14 protein-coding genes are annotated in these 13,263 nt (G+C 38.8%); 8 read left to right on the plus strand and 6 right to left on the minus strand.

Features of this window, described 5'->3' with window-relative positions:
- Positions 1-68: 68 nt before the first annotated feature.
- The 5 genes from DW963_RS10975 to DW963_RS13805 form a co-directional block, all read right to left on the minus strand.
- Positions 69-818 (minus strand): DUF4097 family beta strand repeat-containing protein, encoded by a 750-nt coding sequence (locus tag DW963_RS10975; RefSeq protein WP_117915730.1) that lies wholly within the window; start codon positions 816-818, stop codon positions 69-71.
- A gap of 2 nt (positions 819-820) precedes the next feature.
- Positions 821-1,801, minus strand: a complete 981-nt coding sequence (locus DW963_RS10980; protein WP_117915732.1) for a permease prefix domain 1-containing protein — start codon at positions 1,799-1,801, stop codon at positions 821-823.
- A 3-nt stretch (positions 1,802-1,804) separates the two neighbouring features.
- Positions 1,805-2,143: a PadR family transcriptional regulator gene (locus DW963_RS10985; protein ID WP_117915734.1), complete on the minus strand. Its 339-nt coding sequence runs from the start codon at positions 2,141-2,143 to the stop codon at positions 1,805-1,807.
- A gap of 215 nt (positions 2,144-2,358) precedes the next feature.
- Positions 2,359-3,273, minus strand: a complete 915-nt coding sequence (locus tag DW963_RS10990; RefSeq protein ID WP_117915736.1) for an amidohydrolase family protein — start codon at positions 3,271-3,273, stop codon at positions 2,359-2,361.
- Between the two features lie 2 nt (positions 3,274-3,275).
- Positions 3,276-3,731, minus strand: a complete 456-nt coding sequence (locus DW963_RS13805; protein ID WP_286169330.1) for a hypothetical protein — start codon at positions 3,729-3,731, stop codon at positions 3,276-3,278.
- Between the two features lie 88 nt (positions 3,732-3,819).
- Here DW963_RS13805 and DW963_RS11000 point away from each other — a divergent pair, with 88 nt between their 5' ends.
- The 4 genes from DW963_RS11000 (at position 3,820) to DW963_RS11015 (ending at position 6,478) form a co-directional block, all read left to right on the plus strand.
- Positions 3,820-5,034, plus strand: a complete 1,215-nt coding sequence (locus DW963_RS11000) for a serine/threonine protein kinase (protein ID WP_117915738.1) — start codon at positions 3,820-3,822, stop codon at positions 5,032-5,034.
- A gap of 131 nt (positions 5,035-5,165) precedes the next feature.
- Positions 5,166-5,684, plus strand: a complete 519-nt coding sequence (locus DW963_RS11005) for a VanZ family protein (protein ID WP_117915740.1) — start codon at positions 5,166-5,168, stop codon at positions 5,682-5,684.
- Positions 5,584-6,117, plus strand: a complete 534-nt coding sequence (locus DW963_RS11010; protein WP_117915742.1) for a DUF4352 domain-containing protein — start codon at positions 5,584-5,586, stop codon at positions 6,115-6,117. The genes DW963_RS11005 and DW963_RS11010 overlap by 101 nt, the downstream gene beginning before the upstream one ends.
- 13 nt (positions 6,118-6,130) lie before the next feature.
- On the plus strand, positions 6,131-6,478 hold the full coding sequence (locus tag DW963_RS11015; protein ID WP_117915745.1) for a hypothetical protein: 348 nt from the start codon (positions 6,131-6,133) through the stop codon (positions 6,476-6,478).
- 75 nt (positions 6,479-6,553) lie between these two features.
- Here the strand turns inward: DW963_RS11015 and sstT are convergent, their stop codons facing one another.
- Positions 6,554-7,777 carry a serine/threonine transporter SstT gene (gene sstT / locus DW963_RS11020; RefSeq protein ID WP_055216085.1) on the minus strand — a complete coding sequence of 408 codons (1,224 nt, stop codon included), beginning with the start codon at positions 7,775-7,777 and terminating at the stop codon, positions 6,554-6,556.
- Positions 7,778-7,909: 132 nt separating this feature from the next.
- Between sstT and DW963_RS11025 the strand changes: the two genes are divergently transcribed.
- Genes DW963_RS11025 through DW963_RS11040 form a run of 4 tightly spaced genes read left to right on the plus strand, consistent with a single transcriptional unit; the run spans position 7,910 to position 12,811 of the window.
- The gene (locus DW963_RS11025) at positions 7,910-9,028 is read left to right on the plus strand and encodes an SLC13 family permease (protein ID WP_117915746.1); all 1,119 of its coding nucleotides are present in this window, start codon (positions 7,910-7,912) and stop codon (positions 9,026-9,028) included.
- Between the two features lie 37 nt (positions 9,029-9,065).
- Positions 9,066-10,628, plus strand: a complete 1,563-nt coding sequence (locus DW963_RS11030; protein ID WP_117915748.1) for a TFIIB-type zinc ribbon-containing protein — start codon at positions 9,066-9,068, stop codon at positions 10,626-10,628.
- Positions 10,615-11,427: a TPM domain-containing protein gene (locus tag DW963_RS11035; RefSeq protein ID WP_158568709.1), complete on the plus strand. Its 813-nt coding sequence runs from the start codon at positions 10,615-10,617 to the stop codon at positions 11,425-11,427. The genes DW963_RS11030 and DW963_RS11035 overlap by 14 nt, the downstream gene beginning before the upstream one ends.
- Before the next feature lie 31 nt (positions 11,428-11,458).
- A complete protein-coding gene (locus tag DW963_RS11040) occupies positions 11,459-12,811 on the plus strand; it encodes an AAA family ATPase (RefSeq protein ID WP_117915752.1) in 1,353 nt (450 codons plus the stop codon).
- The last annotated feature ends 452 nt before the right edge of the window (positions 12,812-13,263 follow it).

Consider the following 13,263-nt stretch of genomic DNA (forward strand, 5'->3'; position numbering starts at 1 on the left):
TATAAACAAGCCAAAGAACCGGGTCGGAGAGAATCCTTTGAGGGATTTTCTTGCGGCCCGGTTCTTTATTACCTGTTAATCTTAATATCACCCATATTAACATCAGCATTTATACTTTTACCGCTGCCGGCATTATTAGTATAGCTGTGAGAATAAGTAGAATCATTAACCTTGATGTCACCTAAGTCTACAGAGAGATTGGCACTGTATTTATCAATATCCATACCGCTTATTTTCAGAGAACCCATATCGACAGAAAGGTTAAGGACATCACTGCCGCAATTGGTAAGCTTAATATCACCCATATTGTTGTCAGCAGTTATATTCTTAATGGATGAATCAGCAATCTTAAGAGAACCCATATCAATGGAGAAATCACCAGAAGAAGCATGTATATTGTTAACATCCATATCACCCATATTAAGGTCAGCCTGAATAGAATTAAGACTGATATTGTCAGGAATAGTAATTGTAAGTGTGCAGTCTGAGTTTTTGATATTAGTCATAAGATGTACTTTTACATGCTGTTCAATATTTAATGAAGTTCCAGAAACAGAAACAGCAGGCTTAAACTTTTCAGCGCCTGTATAGATAACTTCAAGCCTGCTGCCTTTCTTAATCTCAACACTGCCAAGATTCATATCAACAGATATGTCTGACACATTATCATAAACAGAAGAATTTTCAATATATTTGCCACTGGATGCCATAGTCATGCGTGTAAAAGGAGAAATGTTAAATACATTACCAAGAACGCCAATAATTATGCATATAAGTGTAATAAAATATATAATTGACAGATAAATTCGTTTCTTCATAATTACACCTCCATGGAATCGTCTTTAAGTATACTCTTGAATATAGCGTGTATTACAGCTGCAATAGGCCATATAACCCATGTTAAAGCCCATGCAAATGTGATGAAACTGACTGACAGATATATACATGTAACTGTAGGCCAGAAAACAGACATAATAGTTGTTGCAGTATTGTTAATATATCTGACTTCTTTATTCTCCTTCTTAACATAGCTGCCTGCTACATTGTCACCATTAAGAGCAAGTAAAGTCTTACATGAAGTCTCAACCATTGAACCGAAAACAATAAGGAATACGCCGACACTTACTATACAAATCATTGCTGCGCCGCCGATATCGTCAAGTCCTTGTATTGGGATTGCGTCAAAAACGGCAGCAGGGACAAAGCTTATGATACACATAATAATTCCCAGAGTGCGGCACACAATAGAAATGTTGCGAAGTTGTTCCTTCTTATCCTGCACATATCCGACAGTGGCATAATCGATGATACATTCGTGTCTTTTAATATAGTCGTATTTATTCATTAAAGAATTAGTTATTATAAATATGCCGACACCGAAGGCTGCTATAATAAACAGAGCAACAGTGCCCATTGTCTCGATAAAATTATTATGAATTGCACTGCAGGCTGCCACTGGAACTACTGAGAAAATACATAAGAAAACTCCTAATGCAGTCAGAAATGCATGTCGGCTGCCAGCACTTACAAAGCTTCTGGCTTCATCCTGTGTTAAAGTGCGTCTGTTATCAACAGGGGCAGAAGACTGTCTGTTAAGTCCGAGAGTTTCTGCGAGTTCGTCAAGATTGCCGAATTCTGAGATAACAGTACCTACAGCCTCATTCTCGCTTTTACCTTCGCTGATAAGTTCATTATATTTGTCCTCCATCATGCCCCACAATTCGTCTTTAGCCTTTAAAACCTCAGTAGTTGCGGGGAGATTGGCAAACATAGTTTCAAGATAACTTTTAATAGTATCCATACATTAATTCTCCTTCACAATAAATTTTTCAATAACTTCTTTAGTAAGAGCCCACTCTTTACATTTTGACTGATAATACAGCCGTCCTTCGTCAGTAATCTGATAATAGGTACGCTTTTTTCCGCCATTCTCGCCTACACCGGGGAAAGAAGTAATATATCCGTTCTTTTCCATTCGTGTAAATGCTGAGTAAAGAGTAGTTTCTTTAACAATATATTTCTCATTGGTCATGGCCTTAATCTGCTTAGAAATCTCGTAACCATAAGACGGCCTATCAAGCAGAAGATACAGGATAATTGTATCGTTGTAGCCTCGTATAATGTCGCTGCTGATGCCAGCCATGCATACTCCTCCCTTCGGATTAATTGCAGGTGCTGATTCACCTGATAATAAATATTAAATAAATGATAATTACTACGACAGGCGATACTACGACAGCCGTAGTACATCTGTCGTAGTATATATAACATGATATGCATAATATGTCAACAGGAGAATATAAAAATCCCTCAAAAGCAGGTAAACAGTGCTTTTGAGGGATATATTAAATATGTGGATTATTTGAAATATACTTTAGCTGCAGTAGCAGCCATGATATTTTCCTTGTCAGGTGTTGATATTTCATTGCTTAAGACAATGTAATCAATAAGGTGTCTGTAGCTGTCCTTGCACAGATTCATAGGCAGGTCGCTTCCCCACATAAGTCGGTCGCTTCCGACAAGTTCGATGGCGCGTTTAATATAATGGATTGCGTCAGGATAAGGGTATCTGGCGTCTTTACCCTGATTAGAAGGAAGGCTTGCAAGGTCGAATACAACATTGTCAAGCGTGAGTGTCTCCATTCCTTTAAGCCATACATCTTCCTGAATAAGTCCGCGTGGAGCAAGAAGATGGCATACAACAAACTGCGTGTCAGGGTGTCTTTTAATTGCACGGGCGAGGGCTTCTGGCTGCCAGCACTCGGCAGGGTAGCGGCCGATATCGAACACAACAATATTCTGATGCTTTTCAGCAAATGACAGCATTTCCTCAATAACATCACCATCAAGAGGAATAGTAGGATGATAACTCATAAGTCCGCTTCCTGTGCTGACTTCGAACTTTACAATCTTAATTCCGAGGTCTTCAAACAAATGCTTTCTTATAGAATCAACATTTCTGCAGAATGGGTCGTAAGTAGCTGCTGCAGCAAGACGGTCAGGATATTTCTTTGCAGCCTCATAAGTGTAGAGATTCTGCGGTCCTAAGAAATTGCCCTGAAGCATAACAGCCTTGGAAACACCAGCCTCGTCCATAACCTTAAGAACCGCTTCCGGAGTTACATCATATTCACCGAGACACTCTGGTATCATCTGGAATATAGTTCCATCAGCGTAGCTTGCGTAACCTCCGCCTATAGCCTGCATTTCTCCGCTGTTTCCAAATCCATTGATGCAGCGGCATATATGAATGTGTGAGTCAATTATGTTCATAGTTAAGCCTCCTTGTTGCTGGTTGTAGAAAGAATATTGAGATTATGTCCATACAGAAATTCATTAATAATTCCAATGTCATATTCACATTTGTTAATCATAATTATAATTGCAGCATCGCGGCTGACCTTGGAATACAAAGGGCTTAAGCCTGCAGTTTTTAACGCACGGTTGGTATCAGTAAGGTTCATATGGCATGCGATGCAGAGAGCAATTACTCTGTCACGGCTTGGATTGGTACGATTGCCATTAAGTATTCCGTATGCATAATTAGCTGGAATATCACTTTGTCGTATAACATCACTTAATTGAAGTCCGTGGATTCCTATATAATGGTTAAAGAATTCACTGACAGATATCTGAGCGTCAGTATCTTCTTCATTACGGTATCTGTTAAAATGTTCAGGCTCAACTGAACTTAAGATTTTATCAAGTTCATAAGTCGGTTTTTCGTTCATTATTAATTCCGCCTTTCACAATAGAGTACACATTTTCTATTGATATAGTGTATAATAATAAACATTAAATTACAATAAGGATGAAAATATGACATTAGAAGAGGAGAGCAGGCTGTCATTTTACAGGGAACTGACAGTACTTGAAGGAAAACAGAATATAGTGCTTGTTCAGGACATAAGAAACAGCGAGTTTTGTGTTAAGAAGACACTTGATATTTATTCGCGTGATGTATATGAGCAGCTTGCCTCTGTGAGAATTGAGGGAGTTCCTGCGGTAAAGGAATGTATTGCGGATGGTGAAAGGCTTATAGTTGTTGAGGAATATATACAGGGCAGAAGTCTTAAGCAGGTATTAGATGAACAGGGACTGCTTAATGAAGAACAGGCATATGATATTGCTGTACAGCTTGCAGATATACTTGTGTGCTTACAGCAGTTAGAACCGGTAATTGTTCATAGAGATATAAAACCATCTAATATAATTATTGAAAAAAACGGACATGTGCATCTGATAGATTTTAATGCGGCAAGACATGTAAATGCCGACAAGAACGAAGATACTAAGATGCTTGGAACGGTGTATTTTGCCGCACCTGAGCAGTTTGGATTCGGACAGTCAGACGAGCGTACGGATATATATGGACTGGGTGCGACAATTAATTACATCATGACAGGCGACAAGCCGGGAGCAGGGATAGCACAGTGCCGCTTTACAGACATTTTAAGAAAATGTTTAATGGTAGATGCAAGGGACAGATACCAGTCAGCAACAGAGCTGAGAGAAGTATTATATATCATAGGCAGTCAGACTGGTAACAGGAGTGATGATAGTGCATTTGGAACGGACAATACAGAAGCAGCTGCTGCATCATATCGTACAGTAAAAGAAAAGATTACCAATACATACAGAAAATATCAGAATAAGAATTATAATATTAACAGCTCATGGAGGCGTTTTCTGCCACCGGGTTTCAGAGGAACTAACATAATATGCTGTATAGCTGCATTAGGATGGTATGCATTAATAATATTGCTGTCGCTGAGTGTCACATTTACAGACAGTGACACAGGAGTAATAATGACTGGATGGGAACAGGCAGTGTATAAAATAGCAATTTTTATTATGTTGCTTGGAATGACATTATGGTTTGGCAATTACCTTAATATAAGAAGAAAACTGCCGGGAATGAAGAAAGTTAATGCTTTAAGCTTTATTCTTACATGTGTATATGGTTTTGCACTATGCTTTGCATTATTGATGTTTTTTGCAATAGTTGTTGCAATAATAGAGAGTATTTTATAAAGGGGTTGTCACATTAAGAAATTAGTGTGGCAGCCCCTTTTGTGCTGTCAGCACACAGATTTCGATAGAACATATGATAACATTCATATTAAAGATAGCTTTATTAATTTAGTTGAAATATAGGTATGTACATGAAGAAATGTTTTGCATGGGCAAATGTTGTTATTCCAATACTTGCAGGAAGTCTGTTTTATTACATAACTTCGCCGGATGTCATATTTGTAAAGAATATAGACAGGATTATGGGAACAGGCTTGCATGTCGGGGTGGAGAATACATTTGTAAGAATTGTGCGCAGTTATGTACCAGATATGCTGTGGGCGTATGCGCTGGTATTTTCTTTAGTGGCAGTTACTGGTAATAGAACAGCTGATGTGTGGAAAATGTCTGCACTGGCAGGCGTGTTTTCAACAATTATAGAAATCCTTCAATTAACCGGATGTGTAAGGGGAACATTTGATGTGATGGATATTATTGTGGAAATAATTGCAGAATTGATGGCTGTTTTTATTATAAAAAGACATGATAATGATATGAGGAGGAAATCATATGAAGAGAATCAGAAAGTACATAGGGGTGTTGTTATGCCTGATAGTATTTGCAGTAATGGCAATGGGAAGCGGTTCAGACACAAGTGTGGACAACAGTAATGCGGGAGGTACATCAGATAAGAGAGCTGCTTCAAGTGATAATGTTGTTATGGTTGGTGGAAGCTTTGAGAAGAAAGGTCTTAAATGTACAGTAACAGATGCTGATACAGATTACACAGATTACGATAATCCTTATGGATTGTATTCACCAGCAGATGGAATGAAATACATAAGAGCAGATTTCACATTTGAGAACACAGGGAATACAGACATATATGTAAGTACAGGTGATTTTGACTGCTATGCAGACGATGTGAGTTGTGAACAGAAATATATGATGTCAGATTCAGATTTCACGATTGGCAGTATTTCATCAGGCAGACAGATAAGCTTTGATGTTGTATTTGAAGTGCCTGTTAATGCAGAGTCGATAGAACTGGAATATTCAGCTAATATATGGACAAGTGAAAAAGTAATAATAAAACTTCAGTAGGGGGATAAACATAATGAAAGTATGGAAATTAGTATCAGGAATAATATCAATAATATTATTTGCAGTAGTTATGTTCCAGTCATGTGCGGCAGGAGTAGTTAATGCACTTGAGGATAACGGAGGAGTATCAGGAAGTGTCGGTGCTGTAGTTGGAATACTTATGCTGGCAGGCGGAATTGTATCGATAGCTACAAGAAATAAGACTGGCAAGGGACACGATATAGCGCTGATTGTGCTTTTTGGACTTGCTGCTTTATTCGGATTCGCAGGATATGGTAATTACAGTGACTTAGTAATCTGGTCAGTATGGTGTCTAATAAATGCTGTTCTAGCAGTTGTAAGCATGATTAAGAACAGATAAAAATAATCCGTAATATAAAAAATGTCTGGTGTGCCGCAGTAGAGCAGCATGCCAGACATTTTTGCATTAATCATATTAATATGTAATCTCCCTGCCTTCTTTTCTCCACTGTCTGAACTCAGCAGAAGCAGAAAGTAAAAGGTCAGATGATGAGTTAAGTGCAGTTTCAACAGAATCCTGAATAACACCGATGATGAAGCCGATTCCGACAACCTGCATTGCAACATCATTAGGAATACCGAATAATGAGCAAGCCATAGGTATAAGCAGGAGTGAACCACCGGCAACACCAGAAGCACCGCATGCAGAAAGCGCTGCAAGAATACTTAAAAGAATTGCACTTGGGATATCAACAGTAATACCTAAAGTATTGGCTGCGGCAAGTGTCATAACAGTAATCGTAATAGCGGCACCGTCCATGTTAATAGTTGCGCCGAGCGGAATAGTTACAGAGTAAGTATCCCTGTCAAGTCCCATATCCTCACATTCCTTCATATTAATAGGAATATTGGCAGCGGAGCTTCTTGTGAAAAATGCAGTGAGTGCGCTCTTTTTTAAACATCTGAATACAAGTGGGTAGGGATTCTTGTGTGTACACCAGAAAACAAGAATCGGGTTGGTAACGAAATAAATAAAAAGCATAGTACCAACGAGAAGCATAAGAAGCTTTCCATATTCCTTAAATACTGACATACCATTGTTTGACACAGTATCAAATACAAGTCCCATAATACCAAATGGAGCAAAATTAATAATCCAGGTAACAACCTTGGAAAGACCATTAGAGATATCTACAAGCATATCTTTAGTAGATTCTTTGGCATGTCTACATGCAATACCGATAACAACAGCCCATGCAAGAATACCTACATAGTTAGCTTTAGTAAGAGAAGTAATAGGATTCTCAACAATATTCATTAATAAAGAGTTAAATACATCACCAATACTTCCCGGTGATGACATTTCTTCAATGCCTTCTGTCAGAGTGAGCGTAACCGGAAATAATTTGCTTGTAAATACTGCGATTACAGAGGCAAGAATGGTACTGAACATGTACAGAATAATTACGGTTTTAATAACACCGCCATGACTTTTTCCTGAATGGCATAAAGAACTTATGACAAGCACGAAAACGAGAAGTGGCGCAATAGCCTTAAGTGCGCCAACGAAAACACTTCCGAAAAGAGCAATGCCGGAAGCCTTTGGAACGAGCAGACCAAGAATAATACCAAGTGCCAGTCCTCCAATAATTCTTTTAATGAGACTAATACTAATCCATTTGTCTAATAATTTTTTCATAAATAATAGAATCTCCTATGCAAAACTTTTGTTATTATAAACTTGTATATATATTTTGACAACTAATACTGTAAAGGATAAAAAATATATTGTAAAATATAAAGCAATTACTATATTAAGAGAGAAAATGTCATGAAGAGAATCTATAATTATTTAAAGAAAGATGCAGTACTTACAATAAGCTGGGTGCTTGCAATCGTTTCAATGTTTTTTATAAAACCAGACAAAGCATATGCCGGTTACATAGACTGGCGTTCACTTGGAATATTGTGGAGTCTGATGATAATAACGAAAGGCTATATGCAGAACGGCATTTTTGAAAAAATCGGACATGCCCTTCTTACAAGAACACGAAAAATGTGGCAGCTTATTGCAGTTCTTGTAGGACTGAATTTCTTTAGCAGCATGATTATAACAAATGATGTGTCGCTTATAACATTTGTCCCATTTGCAATAATGATGCTTAAGCAGTGTGGCAGGCAGGAGCTTATGATACCAGTAGTTGTATTGCAGACGATAGCTGCGAATCTTGGAAGTATGCTGACACCGATTGGTAATCCGCAGAATCTGTATCTGTATGGACTGGCTGGAAAAGGAATCGGAGAATTCATAATGTGGCTGCTGCCATACACAATAGTTTCAGCCCTGCTTCTGGTTATATCAATCCTTCTTATAAAGAATAAGAACGAAATAATATGTATAGAAGATACAGACAGCGAAGCTGCACATAATACATCAGTGCCACGAGTCATGGCCTACAGCGTATTATTTATTCTTGCACTTTTAGTTGTCTCAAGAGTGCTGACATGGTATATACTTGCAGCAGCCGTTCTCATAACGGTATTACTGCTGGAGAAAAATGTGCTTGCGAAGGCAGATTATGCACTGCTATTAACATTTATCGGATTCTTCATATTCACAGGCAATATGGGAAGGGTTGAACCTGTGGCACATTTTCTTGCAGGAATCGTGAATAGCCGGGAGCTGGAAGTAGGAATAATAACAAGCCAGTGCATAAGCAATGTTCCGGCGGCACTGCTGTTATCAGGATTTACAGACAATATAAAGAACCTCGCAATAGGGGTGAACATTGGAGGTCTTGGTACGCTCATAGCGTCAATGGCAAGCCTCATATCGTACAAGCTGTATGCCAATGAAGTGCCAGAGAAAAAGGGAAAATATTTTGCCGTATTTACAGTTTACAATATAATATTTCTAGTGGTGCTGTATGTGTTTACGAAATTGATATAACATATGGAAAATCTTACATAAAACAGGAGGGGAAGAAATGTATGGATGTCCAGGTTGTGGAGCCGAGTTAAAATACGATATAAAAACAGGTAAATTGCGGTGTTCACGATGCGGTAATAAATATGATGTACAGGCAATAAAAAAGGACAAAGATGCTGAAAGTTCTCTATATGAAATAAATGAATATGTATGTCCGTCCTGTGGCGGAAGAATATATACGGCAGATAATACGATAGCGGGATTTTGCAGCTATTGTGGTGCATCTGCAATTTTACAGCAGAGAACGGAAACAATAGATGCGCCGAAATTAATAGTCCCTTTTAAAGTTGAAAAGCGTGTATGTAAGACAAAATTCAAGAATTTTGCAAAAAAGAATATGTATGTACCTGATGAATATAAGACAGCGGACGGAATCAATGAATTCAGAGGAATATATCTGCCATATCATAGTTATGATGCGGAGGTTGCCGGTGTTTATGATGCATATGGCAGTACAGAGACAACCAAAAAGAAAAAAAAGAAAATATATACAACAAAAAAATACTGGAAAATACACGCGCCAGTTCATGGTTATGTAAAAGGTATTACACATGATGCCTCGGGATTATTCCGGGATGATTTAAGCGAGGCGGTAAATGATGCAACTGATTCAAAGGCAGTAGTGGATTTCAGACTAGGTTATCTGTGCGGATTTTACGCAGATATGTCGGATGTGCCAGCTTCAGAATATGAGAATTATGCATATGTCAATTCGAAAGAATACATAAATAATCAGATTAAATGTAAAGTCGGAAGCAACATGCACATAAATAAGACAGAACAGGAGCCACAGATTAAGATATTCTGTAAAGAGGACATTTTAAAACCGGTATGGTTTATGTCTTATCAGAACAGAAACAGGGTAGCATATGCTGTTATTAATGGACATACAGGGAAAATGAATTGCGATCTGCCAGTAGACTTTAAGAAGTTTTTTGGTGTGTCAGCAATCATATCAGCCATTTTATTTATAATTCTTATGTGCTTTCAGAGTGTCATGTTTACAGCAAAGACAATGATAGGAATAGCAGCAGTATTTAATCTTATAGCAGGTTTATTTTACGATGCTAACATAAGAAAAATGTATGACAGGGAAATAAAAAGAACTTATAAATTGAAAAAATCGGACATATCAAAATTAGTTGCAATTACAGTTGGAGCATTTATGCTCATGTACTTTATTATAAGTTTTGTCATAACAGTTAATTCCGAATACAGGGAAAGCAGCAAATGGGTTAAAGCTGTAATATGTGCAGTAACATTTGTAATGCAGGTGATTATGATTATTAAGAACTATCATAAATATGAGGCACTTAAAAAGAATAATACAGTGCCATCACCGGTTTTTGTGCTTTCAGTTATAATTAACATAATCATTATGGCAGTCGCAGTTATTAATCCTGTGCATGATATATGGTATTATGTCGCGACAGCCATGGCATTGGCATCAGAAGTAATTGTGGTGATTGGAATTATAAGAGATTATAATTACAGCTGTACAAGACCATTGCCGCAGTTTAAAGAATACAAAGGAGGACAGGAAAACATTGAGATATCTTAAAAAATTTCTGACGGTAATTATAATTTTCTGTTCCTTTATTATATGCGGCATATCTGGCACACAGCAGGTAAGCGCCAGTGAAAGTGGTAAAACTGACACCAGTTATACAATAATATATGATGATAGTGCTTATCTGATAAAAGATACTGATAAGCCGCAGTTGTATGATGTTATGGAAAGCATATCCAGGAATACAAATGTTATATTTTATACAACAGATTCAACAGAATATGGAAGGAACACAGCTGATATCTGTCAGAATTATTGTGCAGAACATTTTGGCAGTTCAAAGACTGCACCAGTAATAATGTTTACAATAGACATGTATAACAGAGAAATATATATGTACTGTACAGGTAGTACGCGTAAAATAATCCGGAATGCAGAAGCTAATTCAATAACAGATAATGTCTATAAAAGTGCTACAGCAGGAGATTATGGCAAATGCGCAATAAATGCATTTACACAGGCAGAAAATTGCCTTGCAGGTGGTAAAGTCAAAAGACCAATGCAGATTATTAATAATGTGTTACTGGCTATGCTGCTCGGAGTAACTGCTAATTTTACAGTTCTTAAAATATCAAGAGCAAGTAGAAAATCAGCAGATAGATGTGGAGAAATGGTTGGAATAGCGAACAATTCATTTGTTAGTGTAAAGGTCAGCAAGGAACTGATAAAGGAACATACTACGGTAAGGAGGGAGTCATCTGATTACAGTGGTGGCTCTGGCGATTATTCGGGTTCTGGAGGGGGTTCGTCTGACGGAGGTGGAAGTTCCGGCGGAGGACATAGCTTTTAAATGACTCTATAAAAATAATGGGGAGATAAATATGGATTCAATTAATATGTGCTACGAAATGTGTGATTATATAGAGCAGAATGGCATTGTGAAGCTGGCAGGAAATACAAGGCTCCGCGACAATCTTAAGAAGGAGTTTCTGCATTTCCTAATATATATATCAATGATAGATGAAAGGTACGGTGAGCAGGAAAAAGCATTTATAAAGAAGAAGCTGGGGTTTGAGGTCAGTGCCTTAATGGCGGCTGATATTAAGAACCGCAACATGCTTGGAGCAGGCTATATTACAAAAATGCCAGAGACATTTAAGTATTTTATACTTGCCAATGCAGGACACAAGATTAAGAACGACAGATACGACAACAAAGAGGCGCGGACGCTGGCAGAAAGCTACAGGAAGCTCGGACAGGAATATCTGGCTGCGAATACTGAAAGCACCGAGGTCGAGATAAATGTTTTATCATCATACTGTGTGATGCTGGACGAGAATCTTAAATCATACGGTCTGCTGCGTCCTGATTACAAGAGTGTGACAATACAGGCAGAGACAGAAGATGACGAAAAGCCGGACGCTGATGAACTAATTGCAGAACTTAATTCACTGACGGGACTTACTGCAGTTAAAGAAGATGTCAATGCACTTATTAATCTTCTTAAAGTTCAGAAAATGCGTGAGCAGATGGGAATGAAGCAGACAAGCGTCAACAAACACCTTGTATTCATGGGAAATCCAGGAACAGGAAAGACGACAGTTGCAAGACTGCTTGCCAGAATATATAAGGCAATAGGGGCAATCTCAAAAGGACATCTTGTGGAAGTAGACCGTTCAGGACTTGTGTGTGGTTACATAGGTCAGACAGCGACGAAGACTGCAGAGGTAATAGAATCAGCACTTGGAGGAGTCCTGTTCATAGACGAAGCATATACACTTACTAATGGAAAAGGTCAGGGCGATTTCGGACAGGAAGCTGTAGACACATTATTAAAAGGAATGGAAGACCACAGAGATGATTTAGTTGTAATAGTGGCAGGTTATACAGAACTGATGGAGGAATTCTTAGATTCCAATCCGGGACTGCGTTCAAGATTTAATAAATTCATTAACTTCGAGGATTACACAGCCGAGGAAGAGGTTGAGATACTTATAAACAACTGCAAGAAACAGGAATACATGCTTTCCCGTGATGCACTTGAGGAAGCAAGAAGATTCTTTACAGACCGGGTAGCCAATAAGCCGGAAGGCTATGCTAATGCAAGAGATGTAAGGAACTATCTTGAAAAAGCCATATCCAATCAGGCAACAAGGATAGTCGGACTTAAGGATGTGGATAAGAATATACTGGCGATGCTGGAGAAAGAGGATCTGGTGGGGATTGGGTTGTGACATACGGGAGGTTGTGGCAGACGAACGCTGTGGGCGGGGGATAGTGTCATTTTCAGACACGCTCTCGCTCGGTGGAAAACGCAACTGTACTAAATTCGCTGGTTAGCCGCATAAAATGCGGCTCCCAGCTCATTAAGTGCAGGCGTTTTCCAACGGTCTGAAACTAACACTATCCACCCGCCCGCCGCTCACTCCGCCAGCGCCTCCAGATGTCGCCCGCCGCACCAGATGTCGTAGGCTCATCTGGAGGGGGAGTGGACTTTAGCGTGTAGGGAAGGCACAAGGAAGTCCAAAAGGTAAGCTGAAGCGTGGCGGATTGGACGTTGAAGCGGGGAGAAGGTGAGATGAAGTCCAAAAGGGAAGCCGAAGCGTGGCGGATTGGACGTTGAAGCGAGGAGAAGGTAAGATGAAGTCCAAAAGGGAGTCGAAGCGTGGCAGATTGGACGTTGAAG

Source organism: Eubacterium sp. AM46-8, from assembly GCF_003466705.1.
In the GTDB taxonomy this organism is placed as follows: Bacteria; Bacillota; Clostridia; order Lachnospirales; family Lachnospiraceae; genus Lachnospira.

Excerpts from the sequence above, each read along its gene's own strand:
- DW963_RS11030 (WP_117915748.1), top strand. The coding sequence starts at position 9,066 with ATGTATGGATGTCCAGGTTGTGGAGCCGAGTTAAAATACGATATAAAA.
- DW963_RS11010 (WP_117915742.1), top strand. The coding sequence starts at position 5,584 with ATGAAGAGAATCAGAAAGTACATAGGGGTGTTGTTATGCCTGATAGTA.
- DW963_RS11000 (WP_117915738.1), top strand. The coding sequence starts at position 3,820 with ATGACATTAGAAGAGGAGAGCAGGCTGTCATTTTACAGGGAACTGACA.
- DW963_RS13805 (WP_286169330.1), bottom strand. The coding sequence starts at position 3,731 with ATGAACGAAAAACCGACTTATGAACTTGATAAAATCTTAAGTTCAGTT.
- DW963_RS11025 (WP_117915746.1), top strand. The coding sequence starts at position 7,910 with ATGAAGAGAATCTATAATTATTTAAAGAAAGATGCAGTACTTACAATA.
- DW963_RS11040 (WP_117915752.1), top strand. The coding sequence starts at position 11,459 with ATGGATTCAATTAATATGTGCTACGAAATGTGTGATTATATAGAGCAG.
- DW963_RS11005 (WP_117915740.1), top strand. The coding sequence starts at position 5,166 with ATGAAGAAATGTTTTGCATGGGCAAATGTTGTTATTCCAATACTTGCA.
- sstT (WP_055216085.1), bottom strand. The coding sequence starts at position 7,777 with ATGAAAAAATTATTAGACAAATGGATTAGTATTAGTCTCATTAAAAGA.
- DW963_RS10975 (WP_117915730.1), bottom strand. The coding sequence starts at position 818 with ATGAAGAAACGAATTTATCTGTCAATTATATATTTTATTACACTTATA.
- DW963_RS11015 (WP_117915745.1), top strand. The coding sequence starts at position 6,131 with ATGAAAGTATGGAAATTAGTATCAGGAATAATATCAATAATATTATTT.
- DW963_RS10990 (WP_117915736.1), bottom strand. The coding sequence starts at position 3,273 with ATGAACATAATTGACTCACACATTCATATATGCCGCTGCATCAATGGA.
- DW963_RS10985 (WP_117915734.1), bottom strand. The coding sequence starts at position 2,143 with ATGGCTGGCATCAGCAGCGACATTATACGAGGCTACAACGATACAATT.
- DW963_RS10980 (WP_117915732.1), bottom strand. The coding sequence starts at position 1,801 with ATGGATACTATTAAAAGTTATCTTGAAACTATGTTTGCCAATCTCCCC.